The 21077-nt window shown below is 42.0% G+C and carries 20 protein-coding genes; 16 read left to right on the top strand and 4 right to left on the bottom strand.

Going from position 1 to position 21077, the window contains the following annotated elements; translation table 11 throughout:
• The first annotated feature begins 3 nt into the window (after window positions 1-3).
• The 10 genes from MTO98_RS10550 to arsB all read left to right on the top strand — a co-directional run bounded on the left by MTO98_RS10550 (window position 4) and on the right by arsB (window position 8092).
• Window positions 4-873: an HAD-IIA family hydrolase gene (locus MTO98_RS10550; RefSeq protein ID WP_243486617.1), complete on the top strand. Its 870-nt coding sequence runs from the start codon at window positions 4-6 to the stop codon at window positions 871-873.
• Window positions 874-1396: 523 nt separating this feature from the next.
• Window positions 1397-2449 carry a UDP-glucose--hexose-1-phosphate uridylyltransferase gene (locus tag MTO98_RS10545; protein WP_243486616.1) on the top strand — a complete coding sequence of 351 codons (1053 nt, stop codon included), beginning with the start codon at window positions 1397-1399 and terminating at the stop codon, window positions 2447-2449.
• A gap of 146 nt (window positions 2450-2595) precedes the next feature.
• Window positions 2596-3660: an aldose epimerase family protein gene (locus tag MTO98_RS10540; protein WP_243486615.1), complete on the top strand. Its 1065-nt coding sequence runs from the start codon at window positions 2596-2598 to the stop codon at window positions 3658-3660.
• A gap of 64 nt (window positions 3661-3724) precedes the next feature.
• Window positions 3725-4084, top strand: coding sequence for a DUF6717 family protein (locus MTO98_RS10535; protein WP_243486614.1), 360 nt, complete (start codon window positions 3725-3727; stop codon window positions 4082-4084).
• 15 nt (window positions 4085-4099) lie between these two features.
• Window positions 4100-4492: a hypothetical protein gene (locus tag MTO98_RS10530; protein WP_243486613.1), complete on the top strand. Its 393-nt coding sequence runs from the start codon at window positions 4100-4102 to the stop codon at window positions 4490-4492.
• A gap of 126 nt (window positions 4493-4618) precedes the next feature.
• Window positions 4619-5104 carry a hypothetical protein gene (locus MTO98_RS10525; protein WP_243486612.1) on the top strand — a complete coding sequence of 162 codons (486 nt, stop codon included), beginning with the start codon at window positions 4619-4621 and terminating at the stop codon, window positions 5102-5104.
• A gap of 250 nt (window positions 5105-5354) precedes the next feature.
• The gene (locus tag MTO98_RS10520) at window positions 5355-5684 is read left to right on the top strand and encodes a helix-turn-helix transcriptional regulator (protein ID WP_243486611.1); all 330 of its coding nucleotides are present in this window, start codon (window positions 5355-5357) and stop codon (window positions 5682-5684) included.
• Window positions 5685-5724: 40 nt separating this feature from the next.
• Complete coding sequence (locus MTO98_RS10515; protein WP_243486610.1) at window positions 5725-6567, top strand: arsenite methyltransferase; 843 nt, start codon at window positions 5725-5727, stop codon at window positions 6565-6567.
• A gap of 6 nt (window positions 6568-6573) precedes the next feature.
• Window positions 6574-6999, top strand: a complete 426-nt coding sequence (locus MTO98_RS10510; RefSeq protein ID WP_243486609.1) for an arsenate reductase ArsC — start codon at window positions 6574-6576, stop codon at window positions 6997-6999.
• A gap of 1 nt (window position 7000) precedes the next feature.
• Complete coding sequence (arsB, locus tag MTO98_RS10505) at window positions 7001-8092, top strand: ACR3 family arsenite efflux transporter (RefSeq protein WP_243486608.1); 1092 nt, start codon at window positions 7001-7003, stop codon at window positions 8090-8092.
• A gap of 69 nt (window positions 8093-8161) precedes the next feature.
• Here arsB and MTO98_RS10500 read toward each other — a convergent pair whose 3' ends face one another.
• The 3 genes from MTO98_RS10500 to gatB all read right to left on the bottom strand — a co-directional run bounded on the left by MTO98_RS10500 (window position 8162) and on the right by gatB (window position 11576).
• The gene (locus MTO98_RS10500) at window positions 8162-8851 is read right to left on the bottom strand and encodes a response regulator transcription factor (RefSeq protein ID WP_022831601.1); all 690 of its coding nucleotides are present in this window, start codon (window positions 8849-8851) and stop codon (window positions 8162-8164) included.
• Between the two features lie 106 nt (window positions 8852-8957).
• Window positions 8958-10106, bottom strand: a complete 1149-nt coding sequence (locus MTO98_RS10495; RefSeq protein WP_243486607.1) for a TlpA disulfide reductase family protein — start codon at window positions 10104-10106, stop codon at window positions 8958-8960.
• Window positions 10107-11576: an Asp-tRNA(Asn)/Glu-tRNA(Gln) amidotransferase subunit GatB gene (gatB, locus tag MTO98_RS10490; protein ID WP_243486606.1), complete on the bottom strand. Its 1470-nt coding sequence runs from the start codon at window positions 11574-11576 to the stop codon at window positions 10107-10109.
• A 378-nt stretch (window positions 11577-11954) separates the two neighbouring features.
• Here gatB and MTO98_RS10485 point away from each other — a divergent pair, with 378 nt between their 5' ends.
• Complete coding sequence (locus MTO98_RS10485) at window positions 11955-12467, top strand: hypothetical protein (protein ID WP_243486605.1); 513 nt, start codon at window positions 11955-11957, stop codon at window positions 12465-12467.
• Window positions 12468-12699: 232 nt separating this feature from the next.
• On the opposite strand, the gene alaS is transcribed toward MTO98_RS10485, so the two are convergent.
• The gene (gene alaS / locus MTO98_RS10480) at window positions 12700-15339 is read right to left on the bottom strand and encodes an alanine--tRNA ligase (protein ID WP_243486604.1); all 2640 of its coding nucleotides are present in this window, start codon (window positions 15337-15339) and stop codon (window positions 12700-12702) included.
• A 137-nt stretch (window positions 15340-15476) separates the two neighbouring features.
• On the opposite strand from alaS, the gene MTO98_RS10475 reads away from it, so the two are divergent.
• From MTO98_RS10475 to MTO98_RS10455, 5 genes are all read left to right on the top strand, one after another.
• Window positions 15477-15677 carry an addiction module protein gene (locus MTO98_RS10475; protein ID WP_243486603.1) on the top strand — a complete coding sequence of 67 codons (201 nt, stop codon included), beginning with the start codon at window positions 15477-15479 and terminating at the stop codon, window positions 15675-15677.
• 158 nt (window positions 15678-15835) lie between these two features.
• Window positions 15836-16171: a MerR family transcriptional regulator gene (locus MTO98_RS10470; protein WP_243486602.1), complete on the top strand. Its 336-nt coding sequence runs from the start codon at window positions 15836-15838 to the stop codon at window positions 16169-16171.
• Between the two features lie 84 nt (window positions 16172-16255).
• A complete protein-coding gene (locus MTO98_RS10465) occupies window positions 16256-18358 on the top strand; it encodes a ComEC/Rec2 family competence protein (protein WP_243486601.1) in 2103 nt (700 codons plus the stop codon).
• Between the two features lie 79 nt (window positions 18359-18437).
• Window positions 18438-19082, top strand: a complete 645-nt coding sequence (locus tag MTO98_RS10460) for a DUF4412 domain-containing protein (RefSeq protein WP_243486600.1) — start codon at window positions 18438-18440, stop codon at window positions 19080-19082.
• A gap of 71 nt (window positions 19083-19153) precedes the next feature.
• Window positions 19154-21031 (top strand): LTA synthase family protein, encoded by a 1878-nt coding sequence (locus MTO98_RS10455; protein WP_243486599.1) that lies wholly within the window; start codon window positions 19154-19156, stop codon window positions 21029-21031.
• The last annotated feature ends 46 nt before the right edge of the window (window positions 21032-21077 follow it).

Raw genomic sequence — 21077 nt, 5'->3', positions numbered from 1 at the left:
AGCATGACCAGAATAGACAACTTTAAATCCATAATTGATAAATACGAAGTTGTTTTTTTTGATGCGTTTGGGGTTTTAAAAAATTATGGGGGCTTGCTTCCCGGTATTGAGCGTACTTTTTCTTATTTAGAGGAACAAGGCAAAGAGTATTTTATTGTTACCAACGATGCTTCGCGGAGCCCTGTGCAGCTGGCTGAGTCTTATACTAAAAAGGGGCTAATGGCTATAACGCCCGATAGGATCATCTCATCGGGAATGCTCACCAAAGAGTATCTTGACCTGAAAGTGAACGACGGCATCGTGGCTTACCTTGGTACGCCAGATTCTGCTCATTATATTGATAGTTCGGGCCTGCATACATTGCCCATAAGTGAGGTGAACGAAAGCAACATCGACCGGGTTAACGCGCTGGTGTTTTTAGATGATGAAGGCTTTGACTGGGGCCGGGATCTCAACAAATCGGTTAACCTGATGCGTAAGCGCACCATTCCGGCAATTGTAGCCAACACAGATCAGGCTTATCCGTTAACCAAACATGATGTATCCATAGCCATTGGCGGTTTGGCAAGTATGATTGAAAAAATTGTAGGCAAGGCATTTATCCGCTTTGGCAAGCCCGATTCACAAATGTTTATGTTTGCCTATGATCTGCTTCGCGAACGCCGCCCTATCAGCAAAAAAGATATTGTAATGGTAGGCGATACCCTACAAACCGATATTCTGGGCGGCAATAAATTCGGGCTGGATACAGTACTGGTGCTATCTGGCAATACCCAGGCTAAAGATGCTGAAAACCGCATTACCTCCACTGGTATTGTACCAACTTACATCTGCGACTCGGCAGTGGTTGAGTTGGGTGGGTTAGGATTTTAGACTAATAAACTAAACCATGTCATTGCGAGGAGCAAAAGAGGAATGAGCGTGGGGGCGACGTGGCAATCGCATGCTATACAGAGCGGCTTTGCTTCAGTGCGATTGGTTCGTGCCTTATAATGACGGAATTGTAAATTATTGATTATTAATATATTTTTTTTGATCGTTTGATAAATTCGGGCGTTGCCTGCGGCCCGTGCTATCCGCTCATACTGTACAGGCATTATCCGTTGGCTAACGGACGGTATCCGCTACTATCACTAACGCGCCCCCCGCGCACCATCGCTGAAATATGTTTTACACGTCATCACTATTTTTTCAAGGAACGCCCCCGCAATGACATGATATCAATCCTCCCTCCTTTTCTACAAATCCTATCAATCTTTCTACTTTATCTATTTATTTCAAAAATTCTATTTTAAATGTATGGTTTACATTTATTTTTACCAACTTTGAAATCGCTAAGGTATAACTGTCTGCCTTTACATGTATTATAAGCCAATTATTACCTGATTTTAAACTAATGGACACTAACTTTGATCTTAAAGAGCATCCTCACAGCAGGCTAAACATTTTAACGGGCGACTGGATCCTGGTATCGCCACATCGTACAAAACGCCCATGGCAAGGCAAAGTCGAAGCTACACAAGCCGACGACCGACCGCAGTATGATCCGGCGTGTTATTTATGCCCTACTAACAAACGCGCCGATGGTAGCGAAAATCCCGATTATAAAGGCAGCTTTGTATTTACTAACGATTATTCATCGTTGCTGCTGAACACTCCTGAAGGTGGCTTAAATGAAGATGAATTGCTGGTAGCAAACAGTCAGAAAGGTATTTGCCGTGTGATCAGCTTTTCGCCAAAGCATGACCTTACCCTGCCACAGATGACCACCCAAGAGATCAGCAAGGTGGTTGACGTATGGCAAACCGAATTTGAAGACCTTGCCTCTTATCCATGGATAAAACATATTCAGATCTTTGAAAATAAGGGAGATATTATGGGCTGTAGTAACCCTCACCCGCATGGACAGATCTGGGCACAAAACAGCCTGCCGGTTGAGGTAGCTAAAGAAACTCAGCAGCAAAAACTTCATTTTGAGCAAAAAGGCACAAGCTTGTTAGCTGATTATCTTGCGCTTGAACTAAAAAAACAAGATCGTATTGTTTTTGAAAATGAACATTTTGCTGTGCTGGTGCCATTTTGGGCAGTTTGGCCGTACGAAACCATGATCATCAGCAAAAGGCATATAACCAGTATCCTTTATTTTACTGATGAAGAAAAACATGCCCTTGCTGATGCCATCAGAAGGCTCACTATCAGGTATGATAATATGTTCGAAACTTCGTTCCCCTATTCGGCAGGTATGCACCAGTCGCCGGTTAATTCGGGCGAGCATCCTTACTGGCACTGGCATATGCATTTTTATCCACCGCTATTGCGTTCGGCCACTGTTAAAAAATTCATGGTAGGTTATGAAATGCTGGCTAATCCACAACGTGACATTACAGCCGAATTTGCAGCCGAAAAGCTAAGAGGGTTAAGTGAGTTGCATTATAAAGAGAGGGGATAATGAAAAAACGCTATTTTTAAACCAAACTATAATTAATCTATTTTATGAGAAACTTAATTAAAGGTATTTCTTTAACGATTTTACCTGCATGTAGCCTATATTTGGCTGCCTGTAATCAAAATTCAACATCACAGAAAAACACTACTATGGCGGATAGCACCAAAACCACTGCATCAGCATTCGAAAAAACAATCGATGGAAAACAAACTCATTTATTCACCCTTAAAAACAAAAATGGTGTAACTGCTACCATTACTAACTACGGAGGCAGGGTAGTAAGCCTATTGGTGCCTGATAAAAATGGCAAGTTAACTGATGTTGTTTTAGGTTTTGATGATGTTGAGGGTTTTGAAAAATCAACCGAGCGTTATTATGGCGCTACCATTGGCCGTTATGGCAACCGTATTGCTAAAGGTCATTTTAAAATTGATGGCAAAGATTACCAGTCGTCAATAAACAATACGCCTAACACGCTGCATGGCGGTAAACACGGTTTTCAGGAAGTGGTATGGGATGGTAAAATGATCGATTCGTCGACTGTTGAGCTTACTTATCTTTCAAAAGATATGGAGGAAGGTTTCCCGGGTAACCTGAATGTTAAGGTTACTTACAGCCTTACTGATGATAACTCATTTAAATGCCAGTACGAAGCCACAACCGATAAAAAAACTGTGGTTAACCTTACCAACCACGCGTTCTTTAACCTGAACGGCGAAGGCAGCGGTACCATCCTTAATCATTTGGTGCAAATAAATGCTGATAACTATTTACCAGTTGATGCAGGTTTGATCCCTACAGGTAAACTTGAAAAAGTTGCTGGTACCCCGTTTGATTTCACCAAGCCCGAAACCATTGGTAAACGTATTAATGAAGATAACGTTCAGTTAAAGGACGGTAAAGGTTATGACCACAACTTTGTACTGAACAAACATGACCTGAACACCGCTATTGCCACAGTTATTGGTGATAAAAGCGGCATCAAAATGGAAGTATTTACCGAAGAACCAGGTTTACAGTTTTACAGCGGCAACTTTATGCAAGCTAAAAACGTGATGAAAGGTGGTGTAAAAGATGAATACCGCACTTCATTTGCCATGGAAACCCAGCATTTCCCAGATTCACCGAATCAGCCGCAATTTCCTTCAACCGAGTTGAAACCGGGCGACACTTATAAAACACAATCTGTTTATAAGTTCTCGGTAGTTAAATAATCGAATACCTTTTTTATGTAAAAGTCCTGCCCAACGGCGGGACTTTTTGCTTTATATTAGCATAATGACAGCCTCTGTTAATACTTATAAATTCGTAAAGGAAGATACCGGCCGCTGGTATATTGACCTACCCAACTGGCAGGGTGTTAAAGCCGATCTTGAAATGGTTGAGGGAGCTGATATTATGCTTGATTATGTTGGTGAGGGCAGCCGCGAGGTGGAACTCATACTGACCGAAGCGCCCTTTGAAGGCAGCACTGAGCTTCAATTAATTGAAGATTACAAGGACCATGTTGGTGGCGGCATTTATCTGCTTAATGAATATGAGGGCAAAACGCTTAACCAGCAAATGTGGCTTTGTGATGTTACAAAATTTGTGTTCGGTAAACTTCCCCCTGCCATCTACTTTAAAAGAACGGCATAACAAATACCAGCAATTATGAGCGCCTGGCGAAAAAGAGCAATTGAATGCCTCCCTGGCTCAAAAAGAGAGTTTGAAGACCCGGAGACGTCTATTTATGGCGTTTTCATGGAATTATTGCCCTCAACTGTTGCAGCACATCGTAATAACAACATTTCACAACTCAAAAAGAACTATGACTTTGCCGAATGGTGCTTCAGGCAAAAATCTGAGGACTTATGGAACGCTGCAGGAGTATCGTTTTATGAACACCTGGGTGATAAGACCGAAACGCTTCAAGCCATACACCAATGGGTGAAACGGGATATCTATATCGAAATAAGACAGCTCTTGAAACAACGGCTTGATGACGTTACTTTGAAAACCATAGATGGTTTATATGGCCTTCAAAACGGCAGGTTAAAAGAATAGTCACCCCAATTCCCGATATTTCCCTGCCATGATGTATTTGTTAAGCAGATTTAAAACAAACCTAAACTTTTTGAGGTTAAAAGGTTAATTAATAACAATCTGTTTACCTATCTATAAAAAAACATCATGAGCGATAATTCAACCCAACCAGAAGAAAAAGGATTTTTCGAGAAGGTTAAAGAAACAATTGAAAGCCTTTGGGAAGGCACAAAAGATACAGCCGAAGACGTAAAAGAAGCAGCCGAAGAAAAATTTGAAGATATAAAGGAAAAAGTAACTGCTAAAAAAGCAACTGTCACTAAAAAAGCGACAGCCACCAAAAAAACGGTTGCTAAAAAAGCCGATGAAGTAACCGCAAAAGCAAAAACTGCAGCAGCGGATGTTAAAGCTAAAGCCGAAACCAAAGCTAAAGCTATTACAGCCAAAGTGAAAGATGAAACAACTGCTGCAAAAAAGGAAGTTGCCGATGTTAAAGCCAAAGCTGCAACCAAGGCAAAAACCATTACAGCTAAAGCAAAAACAGAAGCTACAGCAACCAAAAAGGCCGTAGCCGCTAAAACAGCCAAAGCAGCAACCACAGTTAAAAAGAAAGCTGTTACTGCCTCAAAGTAATTTACCAATCTCCAGACTTACGAAGTTTTGAAACTTCGTAAGTCTTTCATATCCCGCACTCTGCCTTTTAATCCGGTCACTAAACAATCATTTTAGTGCAGATCTTGTATTAGGGTAATAAACGGGGATGACCTTTGCTTTTCTTTTAAAGTACGCCGGCGAAGCGTAATCTGAGTATTTATACAGGTAATAATTAAAATCAAAATTAGCTTGACATCAGTTTATTTAATCGTAATATTGCAATATAATTATGGGTATCACCAAAACAGAAATATTTACCGACGACCAGAACAAGCTGGCTGTGCAGCTTAAAGCTATCGCTCATCCGGCCCGCATTGCCATCCTGCAGCTTATTATCGAAGCAAAGGCTTGTATCTGCGGCGATCTATCGGCTGAATTAGGTTTGGCCCAGCCTACCGTATCCCAGCACCTTAAAGAATTAAAGAATGCGGGCCTTATACAAGGCACTATTGAAGGCGTAAGCGTTTGTTACTGTATTGAACCGGAAGCCTGGAAAAACTTAAATAATGAGTTGAATAAGCTATTCTCATCGTACAAAGATTTCAATAACTGCTGCTAAAATTTTTTATCCATATCAATCGTAATATTGCAATAAACAAATGAAAACTAACGAGGAATTAAAAGCATTGGTAAAGCTGAAATACAGCGAAATTGCCTTACAAGATAAGGATACCAATCAGTCATCATGCTGCGGCGCAGGCGGATGTTCAACCGAGGTTTACAACATCATGAGCGAGGATTATACCGAATTGCAAGGCTACAACGCCGATGCTGACCTCGGTTTAGGGTGTGGTTTACCCACCCGGTTTGCTCAAATTAAAAAAGGTGATACCGTAATTGATCTTGGCAGCGGGGCAGGCAACGATTGCTTTATAGCACGCTCCGAAACCGGCGAAACGGGTAAGGTGATAGGTATCGATTTTACGGAAGCGATGATCAGCAAAGCCCGCGAAAATGCGGATAAGCTCGGCTTTAACAATGTAGAGTTTCGTTTGGGCGATATCGAGCATATGCCGGTAACAGCTAATACGGCCGATGTAATTGTAAGCAACTGTGTTTTGAACCTGGTGCCCGATAAAAATGCCGTTATTAAAGACATTTACCGGGTATTGAAACCTGGCGGCCACTTCAGTATCTCGGATATCGTATTAACCGGTAGCCTGCCCGAAAAAATCAGGACTGCTGCCGAAATGTATGCGGGCTGCGTATCAGGCGCTATTCAAAAAGAGGAATATCTTCAGTTGATCAGTAAAAATGGCTTTGCCAATATCCTCGTTCAAAAAGAAAAACCAATTATTATCCCCGATGATATCCTAAGCAACTATCTATCGGCAAACGAGATCACTGAATTTAAAAATGGCAGCGGCGCTATTGTGAGCGTTACCGTTTATGCCGAAAAACCCGAAACAAAAGCATGCTGCGAACCAGGCTGCTGTCAATAAAAAATCATGAAAAATGTATTAGTACTGTGCACAGGCAATAGTTGCCGGAGCCAGATAGCCGAAGGATATTTAAAATATTTTGCCGGCAGTAAAGCAACTATCTATAGTGCAGGCATCGAAATCCATGGTGTAAACCCTAAAGCCATCAAAATAATGGCCGAAGATGGCATCGATATTTCCAATCATACCTCAAACCATGTAGATGAATATGCCGGTATCAACTTTGATTATGTAATAACTGTTTGCGATAATGCTAACGAAGCCTGTCCATATTTTCCGGGAGATGTGACGCGCTTTCACCATAATTTCCCCGATCCGGCAAAAGCACGCGGCACCGAAGATGAAGTAATGGATTCATTCAGGCAGGCACGGCAGCAGATCAAACTCTATATGCAGCAATTTGTGGAACAGCATTTAACCAAAACGCTTTAATATGTCTGCTAACAATTGCGCTCCGGTTGCAGAACGAAAAAGGCTTGGTTTTATCGATCGCTATCTCACTGTGTGGATCTTCCTGGCCATGGCCATAGGAGTTGCAACGGGTTATTTTATACCCTCATCATCGGCTTTCATCAATTCATTTTCGAGCGGCACTACCAATGTTCCGCTGGCTATCGGGCTAATACTAATGATGTATCCGCCGCTTGCCAAAGTAAAATATGAGCAGATGGGCAAAGTATTTAAAGATGTAAAAGTGTTAACTGCTTCACTCGTTTTAAATTGGATAGTGGGACCTATCCTTATGTTCATTTTAGCAGTCGTTTTTTTGCATAACTATCCCGAATATATGGTAGGGCTAATACTCATTGGCCTTGCCCGCTGTATTGCTATGGTTGTAGTATGGAACGAACTTGCCGATGGCAACCGGGAATATGCAGCGGGATTGATAGCCCTGAACAGTATTTTTCAGGTGCTGTTATATAGTGTGTACGCTTACATTTTTATAACGGTATTGCCTCCCCTGTTTGGCTTCAAAGGTCTTGAGGTACATATCACTATAATTCAAATTGCTAAAAGTGTGGGAATCTATCTCGGGATCCCATTTGCCGCAGGGATCATAAGTCGTTATGCTTTAATTAAGCTAAAGGGGGCCGATTGGTTTCAGCAAAAGTTTATCCCTTTTATTTCGCCGGTAACACTTATTGCACTGCTATTTACCATCGTGATCATGTTTAGCCTTAAAGGCAGGCTCATAGTACAGATCCCGATGGATGTGGTTCATATTGCCGTACCGCTGGTATTTTACTTTGTAATCATGTTCCTGCTTAGTTTTTTCATCGGCAAATACTTCGGTGCCGACTATTCAAAAAGTACTTCGATAGCCTTTACAGCAACCGGCAATAATTTTGAGCTGGCTATTGCCGTATCCATTGGTGTATTTGGCATTAACTCCGGACAAGCCTTTGCCGGGGTGATAGGCCCGCTGGTTGAGGTTCCGGCATTAATAGCACTCGTTAACGCGGCATTTTGGCTGCGTAAAAAGTATTATATTAATGAAGTTACAGCGGTCCCGAAAACTAACTAATACCTCCCCAATAAAAAAAGCGATTGGATACCCAATCGCTTTTTGTTCATCCCTTAACAGGATCAGTGGCTAAGCTTCAAACTTATACCCTACCCCTTTTACGGTAGCAACGCAATCGTCGCCCAGTTTTTCGCGTAGTTTACGGATGTGAACATCAATGGTACGGTTAGTAACTACTACCGAATCTTCCCAAATATTTTTAAGGATCACCTCACGGGTGTAAACTTTGCCCGGTTTTGAAGCCAGCAAGTATAGCAGCTCAAATTCCTTTTTCGCCAATACTACCTTAACACCGTTTTTATAAACCAGGTAAGCTTCACGGTCGATAACCAGGTCGCCAATTTCCAGTTTGTTATCAATTACATCTTCGGCTGGCGCATTACGACGTAAAATAGCGTTTATGCGGCTAACCAGTGCGCGGGGTTTTATAGGTTTTGCTATGTAATCATCGGCACCTACGTTAAAACCGGCAATTTCTGAATACTCTTCACTGCGGGCCGTTAAAAACACCATAAAGGTATTTTTAAACTCGGGCATGGTACGCATAATACGGCATGCTTCTATCCCATCCATCTTAGGCATCATGATATCCAGTACAATCAGATCGGGCAGGGCTTTCTTTGCTTCGGCAACGGCTTCCTGGCCGTTACGTGCTAAAAACACCTGGTAACCTTCCTTTTTGAGGTTATACTCAATCAGTTCTAAAATATCCGGTTCATCATCAACAATAAGTATTTTCTGTTTTGCGGTGCTGCTCATGTTGCGTTAATTTTTTTGTATAAAAGTATACGCTTTACAACAGCTAATGGTTAAGTTAATATTAACAAATTGTTAAACGTTACCTTATATTAACCGTAAGTTGAGGCTATTTAAATGTTTTATTTAAAAAAGCTTCAAGATCGGCGCCTGTAATATTCTTGGCAACAATGTTTCCCTGCGGGTCGATAATGAAATTTGAGGGGATAGCTTCAATATGGTAAAGCCTTTCTGTAGGGCCTTCAAAGCCATTTAAATCAGATCCGTGTGCCCAGGCAAGTTTATCATCACTAACAGCTTTTTGCCACGGAGCTTTGTCCTTATCAAGCGAAACACCTAAAATATTAAAACCTTTACCTTTAAAATTATTATACTGTTTAACCACATTTGGGTTTTCCTGGCGACAAGGCTGGCACCATGAAGCCCAAAAATCAATCATCACATATTTACCTTTATAGTCGGCCAAACTGATTTGTTTGCCATCAATACCGTTAACAGTAAATTCCGGCGCTTTATGACCTATTGAAATCGGCTTAGCCTTATCCATCTGCGCAATGAATTTTTGTACCGTAGGGTTATCTTTAAAATCACCACGGATATCATCGGCAAACTTGATCAACTGTGCTTCATATTTTGTAGGATCGAGCGTGGTAGCCGCATAAAAACCTGCAAGCGATTTTTTGTTATCGTTCACAAATTTCAAAACAGCCTCACCGCTTTCGTTCACATTCTTTAAAAATATAGGCATGTATACTTTCAGCAACGAATCGTTACGCTCACCGTGCGATTTTTCCTGGTACTCGGCAAATAGTTTTGCATTTTTATCGCCATAAAGATTGCTGATGCGGTTAAACTCTTTTATTTTATCCGAATCATCAGAGCCTTTAATGGTATACTCGTGCTTTTTATCGTTATTATCTGTTTCAAAATCAATATCATCACCGTTTTTAGCAATGAAATCGTACAGGTTTTCGCCCTGCATTTCGCTGCCCTGCGGACCGGTATTGCCCACGCGAAGCTTAAACAGGTTTGGGTAAAGTGCAACATGCTTAAACTCAAATTTGCCGCCTTCGCCCAGTGAGGTTGAGTCAACAATTTTTAAACCCGAGCTATCGGCCTCAATCAAATAAACAGCCTTAAGGGCACCCGGATTTTTTATAGTTCCTGAAACGCTGAACTGCGATTTGTTTTTACAAGAGTACATACCTGCGCTAAGCAACAACAATGCGCCGGCAGCAGCCATATTTTTAACTTTCATTTATTTAGCTTCTAATTCCTTTATCAATAGCTGGTTAGTTTTCTGCGGGTCGATCTTGCCTTTTGAGCTTTTCATGATCTCGCCCATAAACAGGCCTAAAACGCCCTTTTTCCCCTTTTGGTATTCCTTAACCTTGTCAGGGAATTTAGCGATAGCATCCTTAATAAAACGGGTTACGTCATCGCCATCAGCACTGATCAGCAAGTTAAGTTCCTTAGCCAGATCATCCGGTTTTTTTCCCGGTTCTTTGATCATGGCGGGGAATAATTTGTGCGAAGCTACAGAATTATTTATCACCCCGGTGTCAATTAGTTTGATGAGGGCGGCAAGGTTTTGCGGCGTAACAGCAAAGTTACCAATGGTTTGGTTATGATCATTCAGGTACGAACGCACCGCACCCATAAGCAAGTTGGCCGCGGCTTTATAATGATCGGTATGTTTTATCAGCGATTCAAAATAAAAAGCGGTATCCCTATCAGCGGTGATAACCGACGCATCATATGCCGTTAGGCCTAATTGCTCAATATACTTATGGAACAGCTGTGCCGGTAATGCAGGCAAACCTTTACGTATATTTTCTACATATTCATTGCTGAGTTTCAACGGCGGCAGGTCGGGCTCGGGGAAATAGCGGTAATCGTTAGCCATTTCTTTTGAGCGAAGCACCGAGGTTTCGCCGGTATCAGCGTTAAAATTCAGTGTATTTTGGTCGATATGGCCACCTGCTTCAATAATGTTTACCTGGCGCACAAACTCGTGCTCAATGGCACGCTGCACGTTACGGATGGAATTAAGGTTTTTAACCTCGCAACGGTTACCATAAACTGTAGCGCCTTTAAGCCTTACCGATATATTGGCATCGCAGCGCATGCTGCCTTCTTCCATATTGCCGTCGCAAATATCAAGGTAGCGGAGCAGTTTACGGGTTTCGGTCAGGAACTGGCCAGCCTCTTCGGCACTGCGCATATCTGGTTCAGACACGATCTCAACCAACGGCACACCGGCACGGTTCAGGTCGATCAGTGAATCGGCATGGTGCTGATCGTGCATACTTTTACCGGCATCCTCTTCCATATGGATATGGTGCAACGCGATGTTCTTTTCGGTACCATCAGCCAGTTTTACAGGCACAAAACCGTTAAGACAAATGGGTGCCTGATCCTGACTGATCTGGTAACCCTTAGGCAAATCGGCATAAAAATAATTTTTACGGGCAAAGCTATTGTTCAGGTTGATAGTGCAATTACAGGCCAGGCCCATTTTAACGGCATATTCAACTGCTTTTTTATTAATAAAAGGCAAGGTACCGGGATGCCCCAGCGATACCGCACTAACATGGCGGTTAGGTTCGGCACCAAAAGCAGCTGAATCTGCAGAGAATACCTTACTTGATGTAGATAGCTGCGCATGTACTTCGAGGCCTATTACCAACTCGTACTTTTCGGCTATCCCGTCTGAGAGAACTGTCATAAAAATAAAAATTCAGCTATGATTTACTGAGCTATAAAAACCAAATATATAAAGATTAATACACTATCGGCACCATTTTGCTTTTAAAAACAACGGTAAAGATGCAATAATATACTTATACGGTAGGAAACATCAGGTTTACAGTTTACTACACATAATCAATGATGTGTGCTAACCGTAGCAACTACGGTTAGCATATTAAAGTTTTTATAATAAAAGACATTAAACCTAAAAAATCCAACTTCCTGCATTTTCCCGGGGCTAAAGAGCAAAAGCTTGTACCCGGCAATAATTAACATTTAAACCTTCGGCAACTGAACCCGTCTATTTTATAAAGGCACAGAAATTGATTAAGTGCCGCATACTTAGACAGACACCATGAAAAAATTAATTTTAGGAATGCTTGCGGGATGTTTTGTACTTGCAGCTTCGGTTACAAAAGCAAATGCACAGGTAAGTTTAAATGTAAACGTTGGTTTGTGGAACCCTCCAGCCGAATATGCAGGGGTTAACTATTATTACCTGCCCGATGTTGAGAGCTATTATTATGTTCCTACGCACCAATATGTTTATTTAGATGGCGGCAGATGGGTTAGAAGGGCCGCTTTACCCCCTCGTTATGCAAGTTATAATATTGCAACAGGTTACAAAGTAGCGGTAAACCGGCCAAGACCATATACTTATTTTGCACATGACCGTGATACTTATTCGCGCTACCGTGGTACCCGCAATGTGATTGTTCGTGATAATTACCGTACCAGGGTTGTAAACCGTACACATGTAGTGAACCGTACCAGGGTTGTAAATCATAACTCAAGGCCGCATACAAAAGTAGTTAAACGCACCCGTGTAGTTGATCACCGTGTACACAATAATGGTCATCACCATTAATATTTATTAAGATTTTATATACAAAATAAAACGACCGCTTCTGTTGAGGCGGTCGTTTTTTATAACCGATATGTCTTTTATAACCCGAAATGTCATTGCGAGGAGCCTTCCGGGGCAGAGCCTTGGGGGCGACGCGGCAATCTCGTAGCCCATGCACAACGGCCTTGCATATCCGATAGAATAGCTAAGAGATTGCCGCGCTGCGCTCGCAATGGCATGGTGTTAAGGTTATTTACTTTACAAAACTCTTCGCTTTTACCAGCACATTATCCAACCCACTTACATCGCTGCCGCCGGCAGTAGCAAAAAATGGCTGACCACCGCCGCCGCCTTTAACTTCTTTAGCTAACTCTTTTACGATGTTACCGGCATGCAGGCCTTTTTCCTTCACCAGGTTTTCGGCAATCATTACGGTGATGCTTGGCTTGCCATCAAAATCAGCTGCCAATACCAGGAACAGGTTGGATACGATGTCTTTTAACTGGTAAGCCAGGTTTTTAACCGCATCTGCATTAGGCAGGGCCACTTTTTGGGCAATGAAATTGATATCGCCAATAGCCTCGGCTTTTTGAGCCAATTCAGTTTTTAAGCCTGATGATTTTTCGAGGATCGTTTTTTCGATCTCTTTTTTCAGTTTGGCATTTTCGTCAAGCAATCCTTCAATGCTTTTTGAAAGATCCTTTGGATTTTTAAGCAGCTCTTTTAATTGGTTAACCAAAGCGTTTTGGGTAACAATATATTTTTCGGCAGCAACACCGGTAATGGCCTCAATACGGCGCACACCGGCAGCCACAGCGCTCTCGGCAATAATTTTGAAGAAACCGATTTGCCCGGTAGCTTTCACGTGCGTACCACCGCAAAGCTCCTTGCTGAAGTTATCATCAAAAGTAATTACGCGCACATACTCGCCATATTTTTCACCAAACAGGGCGGTTACACCGCTGCTAATCGCTTCGGCATATAATACGCTGCGTTCTTCCTTAAGCGGGATGTTTTCGCGTACCTTTTGGTTTACGATAGACTCGATCTGTGCCAGTTCTTCGTCGGTAACTTTAGCAAAGTGTGAAAAGTCGAACCTCAGGTAATCAGCGTTAACTAACGACCCTTTCTGGTTTACGTGCGTGCCCAATACCTGTTTCATAGCGGCGTGCAGCAAGTGCGTCGCTGAGTGGTTGCTATTAGTCTGGCTACGTAAAGCCGGATCAACAATAGCAGTTAAGGCATCGTCAATATCCTGCGGCAGTTTATCCGTAAAATGAACTATCAGTCCGTTTTCTTTTTTGGTATCAGTAACCAGGATGATCTCTCCATCAGGAAAAACCAGTTCGCCCTTATCCCCTACCTGGCCGCCACTTTCAGCGTAGAAAGGTGTTTTATCCAATACCAACTGGTATTGCTCTTTACCTTTAGCGGTTACTTTACGATATTTTACAATATGGGCAACCGTTTCGGTTTCGTCGTAACCGGTAAACTCAACTGACTCATCATCTTTTAATACGATCCAGTCGCCGGTATCAATGGCAGTGGCAGCGCGGGAGCGAGTTTTTTGTTCTTGGAGGGCATCCTCAAAGCCTTTCATATCTACTGTCCAACCAATTTCGCGAGCCATTAATTCGGTGAGATCGATAGGAAAACCGTAGGTATCAGACAATTCGAATGCAAGGGCACCACTTAAAACTTTATCAGTATTTCCGATCACGCTTTTGTTAAAATAGCTAATACCCTGCTGCAGTGTTCTTAAGAAAGATATTTCTTCCTCCAGAACAACCTTCTGCACAAAATCCTTTTGAGAAAATAGCTCATCAAACACACCTTTAAACTGTTCAGCCAATAACGGCACCAGTTGATTAAAGAAAGGCTCCTTAAAACCTAAAGTTTGATAGCTATAACGCACCGCCCTACGCAAAATCCTGCGGATTACATAACCAGCCTTGTTACTTGCCGGTAACTGTCCATCAGCTATAGCAAAGCTGATAGCACGGATATGATCCGCCAATACGCGCATAGCTACAGCATCGTTCCAGTCGGCATCGCCAGGTTTGGCAGCACTGTTATATTTTTTGCCCGATTTTTCGGCAATGAACTGGATCATTGGCTGAAAAACATCCGTATCATAGTTTGATGTTTTGCCTTGAAGCACACGTACTAAACGCTCAAAGCCCATCCCGGTATCCACATGTTTATTAGGCAGTGGTTGCAATACGCCACCTTTAAGGCGGTTAAATTGCATAAATACGTCATTCCAGATCTCTATCACCTGGTCATGATCTGCGTTTACCAATGTGGCTCCACTTGTTTCTGCACGCTCATTATCCGGGCGGCTGTCAAAGTGAATTTCTGAACAGGGACCGCATGGGCCGGTTTCGCCCATCTCCCAAAAGTTATCTTTTTTGTTACCGCGGAGGATATGGTCTTCAGCTACGTATTGTTTCCAGAGTTCGTAGGTTTCGGTATCAGCTTCAAGGCCCTCCTTTTCGTCGCCTTCAAAATAGGTAACATACAGGCGGTCTTTAGGCAGCTTGTACACTTCGGTAAGCAGCTCCCAGCTCCAGGCAATGGCTTCTTTTTTAAAGTAGTCGCCAAAGCTCCAGTTGCCAAGCATCTCAAACATGGTGTGGTGATAGGTATCGATACCAACCTCTTCCAAATCGTTATGCTTGCCCGATACGCGCAAACAACGCTGCGTATCCGCCACGCGGGAGGCCTTGGGTGCCGCTTCGCCTAAAAATATATCTTTAAACTGGTTCATCCCCGCGTTGGTGAACATCAGGGTTGGATCGTTTTTAATCACAATTGGTGCCGAAGGAACGATTGTGTGTCCCTTTGAAACAAAAAAATCAAGAAAAGCCTGTCGTATTTCAGTAGCAGTCATAGGAAGCAAAGATAGGATTTTGAATTATTTCGGATATCGGATTTTCAATTTCGGATTTATTTATTAATTAAAGTCGATTTTACCCTCGTTCGTCGATACAATTAATGCAATTTGTCATATTTACCTTAAATTTGTACATGGAAACTTTAAGAGTAGACATTCAAAACGAACAGGAGAAAAGAATACTCCTGGCATTTCTTGATAGTTTGGATTATAACTATCGTATAGATAACGAAAACGATGCCATTCTTGAACAGCAGGCTAAAGAACTGGCCAGCCGTAAAGCCGACTTTTTAGCGGGCAAAGCGTCGTCCCTGCCCTGGAGCGAAACAAAATAAAACACTATTTCCATTTAACATACAGCAGCCAGAGGCCATGAAATAGCCCACACCAAGCCGGAGCAGGGCAACTTCAAATATTGCGAAAGCATATAAGCTAATACAAAATTCCGAAATCGAAATTCCCAATTCCGAAATCAAATAGATACATTTGTATTATGCCTTATAAAGAACGTGAAATAAGCAAGATGTACTACACCATGGGCGAGGTATCGGCCATGTTTGATGTTAATCAGTCGCTTATACGTTTTTACGAAAAGGAATTTGAAATATTACAACCCAAGAAAAACAAAAAGGGCAACCGGTATTTCACCCCCGAAGACATCGAAAACTTCAAGATCATCTTCCACCTCATCCGCGATAAAGGGTATACCCTGAACGGAGCAAAAGATCACCTTAAAAATAATATGGGTGATACAAAAGATAACCAGCGCGTTATCGACTCCCTTGAAAACCTTAAAAAGTTCTTGCTCGAAGTTCGCGACCAATTGTAATCTTCGGTATAAAAACTATCTTTATTTTTATAATCCTGTTGGGTTAACCTATAACCATGTTGTCACCTGCAATAACAATCTTATATGATCGCTAAGCACAAGGGCGAAATCCCGGTTGTTATTTTACTCCTCCCTTTTTTATTGGGTATAAATATCGGTATCAATTTCAGTTCGGGTGTATATTTGATGCCCTTGGCCATTGGCTTTACAAGCTTGATGATCTTGTTCCTGCTGCTTAATTTTTATTATACCCGCTTTAAAGTTTATAAAAAAAGGTGGCTGGGCGGTTCAATCATTCACCTGTTATTGCTGCTCGCAGGCTGGATAGCGGCTATCAACAATAACGAACTCAATAACACCAGCCATTTCTCCAAACTCCAGGCACAAAAACTGTTTGTACGCGTTAACAATGAACCTCAATTAAAAAACGGTCTTATACGTTTTACGGCCAGCGTTATTGCAACCGTGAATCAAAAACAGCCAGCCGCATCAACCGGAACGCTGATGATCGCTATAAAAGATAGCAGCGCCTTGCAACTAACCTACGGTGATGAACTGCTCATCCCCGGTAAATACGCCCCTATCGATCCGCCATTTAACCCTGCCGAGTTTAATTATAAAAAATACCTCGCCCATCAAAACATCTATTACCAGGAGTTTTTGTATCCGGGACAATACCGGTTGCTACAGTCAAACACCGGCAATCCGTTTATAGCACATGCACTGGCCCTACGGAGGAAAATGATACAAAAATTAAAGCAGCAAATGCATGACCTAAACGCTGTTGCCGTAGCTTCAACCCTAATATTAGGCTATAAAGCCGACTTAAGCGAAGATGTCCTGCAAGCCTATTCCAAAACGGGCACCATCCATGTACTCTCAGTTTCGGGCGCGCATGTGGCCATCATTTGGGCTTTGCTGGCATTTATGCTCACTTTCCTGAACCGGTTTAAACATGGCAGGCTGATTAAAGCAATCATCATTATTCCCATTATCTGGTATTACGCTATGCTCACCGGGTTTTCGCCTGCGGTTTGCCGGGCTGCGGTAATGATCAGTACAGTTATTATCGGTAAAACGTACAACCGGTACATCAACAATCTAAATATACTTGCAGTATCCGCTTTTATGTTACTATTGTATAATCCACTGCTGATAACTGATGTCGGCTTTCAGCTTTCATACCTCGCGGTAGCCGGGCTTGTTGTTTTACAGCCGGTGGTTTATGCCTGGTTTACTTTAAATAATCAATGGCTTGATAAGCTCTGGGCTTTGTGTTCGGTATCCATAGCCGCCCAGGTCATCACTTTTCCGCTGAGTGCTTTTTATTTTCACCAGTTCCCGGTTTATTTCCTGTTTAGCAATTTGTTTATTGTGATTCCTACTGCTGTTATCATGTACAGCGGGATTTTTTACCTGCTACTGCCACAGGTTCCATATGTATCTGTTTCCCTTGCCTGGATCCTTGAAAAATCGATCCTGTTCATGAACTACGTACTGGCAAGGGTTGAGCATTTACCCTTTGCAAGCATTAATAAAATATGGCTTACCACAACCGAGTACCTGCTGTTTTATGCCATTATTATATGCGTGTTTTACTTTTTGTACGATAGAAAACCATGGCTGCTGCGCACTGGTATTGCATTGATATTTTTATTGGCCATAAGCATCATCGTAAAAAGATATCGCTCATATGATACAAACAGCATTGCCTTTTTAAACCTGCGCAAAAATGTGGGCATGGTATTTAAAAACGGCAACCAGGCCATTATATTAAGTAACCTTGCCGATACCGATAAAAATTATAATTACTCCATCAGGCCATATCTTGATAGCTGTAAAATAAGTGACGTTGTTTTATATAAGCCAGATCAGGATATCCGGACATCATTTTTACAAAAACAGGGTAACCTCATCAGGTTCAGACACCAATCTATAACAGTTATTAATAAAGAATATTCGGATACTTCATCAATAACAAAACAAAAAACCGACTACCTGTACATTACCAGCAATCCTAAAATTCCGCTTGCTATTATTGATAAAAATCACGAATATCATACCATAATTATTGATGCCACAAATACCCCTAAAGTGGTGCAGGCTATTGAGGGCCAGGCCCGGCATTTGCACGCTAATTATGTGGTTTTAAAACGTAACAAATCGTTTGTTGCAGCATCTAATTGAAAAACATATTAAACTACGTACCTAAAAATTTGTCTTTTAATTAATAAAAGTTAATTTGGTATTAAATCAAACTGAAAACATGAACATTAAAATTTTCAACATTGCTTTAGGCCTTGCCCTTACCGCAACAGCAATCAGTGCAAACGCCCAAAAAGCTTACAAAGAGGGTGTGGTAACTATTTCAACTGCAATGCAGGGACAACAGGTTGAAGCTAAAAGTTATTTCCGCGCCGATTCTGCAGCTATGCAATTTACTGCCGGCCCGGCCACCATTAAAATATTAACCGATGTAGATGGCAAATCATTAGTTGTTATGGTTGATGTTCCTGTAGCATCTATCAAAAAAGCAGCCGTTGCAACTCCCGATGAAGTTGACCAGGCTTTAGCAACTTTGCCAACACTAACATTTGCCCCTGGTACCGAAACCAAAGTAATTTCGGGCTTTAACTGTAAAAAAGTAGTTGCTACCGACAGCAAAACCCAAAAAACCTATGATGTTTGGGTAACTAACGATGTTACCGTGCCTATGACCGGCATTGCTAAATACTACCGCAGCATTGGTGGCTTCCCTGTTCAGTATACTTCATTTTCACAGGGCCAAAGCACCGAGGTTACTGTTAAAAGCATAACTGAACAAAAAAATCCGGCTGGTACATTCGGTATCCCTGCTGATTTTGAAAAGATCTCCCTGGATGACCTGAAAGCCATGAGCGGCGGCAGGTAATCGAAATATTTCATTAACAATTCATTAAAGGTTCCTTAACATTGTAGCAAAATATTATTTTTGTTACACCAATGTTAAGGAACCTTTTTAGCTTTTTCAGATTTTTTATCTTTTGGATCCTCTTCTTCGTTATCACCAGGGCAACGTTTGAGATCTACTTTCTGCATAAGCTTGATAATGCCCGTATTGGTGAGATCCTGCAAACATTTTTCTGGGGCTTAAGGCTTGATGCTTCGGCAACAGCCTATATTTGTATTATACCTATTGTTGTATTTGCAGTTAACTGGTTCATTCCTAAAGTCCGGATAAAACCTATCTGGCTAAAGATATACGTTTGGTTTTGCCTGTTTTGCATTTCGTTAAATACAGTACTCAACTTCAATATATTCCGCGAATGGGGCACCAAGGTAAGCTTCAGGGTGTTTACCTCATTTTATCATGCCCCTTCAGAAGCTATTGCCTCAAGCGGTTCATCGCCGGTTGGCAAATGCATTTTTATAGGCATCGCCTTGCTAACAACCGGCGTAGTGCTCTCTCATTTTATTATAAACTACAAGTTCAAGAAACCCGAAGCCCGGCCAAGCCTGAAGGTTTCGCTTACTATGCTACTCCTGTTTGTAAACTTTGTGCTGATGCGCGGCGGCTTGCAAGCTAAACCGATAGCACAAAATTCAGCCTACTTCTCCGAAAAACAGATCCTGAACCAAAGTGCGCTCAATACAGAGTGGAACCTTTTTAACAACGTATTTGAAAATTTACGACCGCTATACAATCCCTACCTGTATGATCATCCGGCAGAAGCAGAAAAAACTGTCGACGACCTATACAATGTCAGGGACAGTTCAACCGAACAAATACTTACTACCACGAGGCCAAATGTGGTAATTATTCAGATGGAGAGCTACACGGCCGATGTTATCGAATCTTTAGGCGGGGATAAAGGCGTGGCACCCAACTTTGAAAAGTTCATAAAAAACGGACTGTTCTTTAATAACATTTATGCCTCCGGCGATCGTACCGATAAAGGTATCGTAGCCCTCATGAGTGGCTTTCCTTCGCAGGCTATCCGTACCATTATCAGCGATACGGTTAAACATAAAAAGCTTCCGGCTATTTCCTCATCATTTAAAAAGTCGGGCTATGAAACTGCTTATTTTTATGGTGGAAAAAGCGACTACATGAATTTTGATAAGTTCATGACCTCACACAATATTGATCACATTATTGACGAGGCCAGCTTTGATAATACTCATACTAAAACGCAATGGGGTGTTTATGACGATGACCTGCTTACCAGGAACCTGCAATATACCGCCACGCAGAAGCAGCCATTCTTCAATTACTTACAAACATCAAGCAATCATGAGCCATTCACGTTACCTGTAAAACACCATTTTACTGATGATGCAGGCGGTGATCCTGCCAACAAATTCAGGAGTACAGCCTACTTTACCGACTCATGCCTTAACGCTTATTTTGAACATGCCAAAAAGCAGGCATGGTATAAAAACACACTGTTTATTTTAGTGGCCGATCATGGCCACCGCTTACCGCGCAATACAGCCGAAGCCTACGATCCCGCCAAATACCATATCCCATTGTTGTTTTTTGGTGAGGTGATCAGGCCGGAATACCGTGGCAAAAAGATCAGCAAACTTGGTGGACAAACGGACGTTGCAGCTACCCTGCTGGCGCAACTGGGTATGCCGCATAACCAGTTCAAATGGTCGAAAGATTTATTAAACCCTAATAGCAAAGAGTTTGCTTTTTTTGACTGGGATAATGGTTTTGGCTTTATGCAGCCGGGACAAGCCGTATCTTATGACAATTCCGGTCAAAGGATGATCTACAACAGTCAGCGTAATGCAGATGAAAAAAGCACCGAAGCCGCACTTGCCTATGGTAAGGCTTATTTGCAGCAAGTGTTTACGGAGTATATGGGGTATTGATTAGTAATCGGGAGATTTCAGTATATTTAAAAATATGATAACTGTA

It is taken from the genome of Mucilaginibacter sp. SMC90, assembly GCF_022811725.1.
Taxonomy (GTDB): Bacteria; Bacteroidota; Bacteroidia; order Sphingobacteriales; family Sphingobacteriaceae; genus Mucilaginibacter.
Note: the sequence above shows the minus strand (reverse complement) of the source record. Positions and strands in the feature narration are given on the sequence as shown.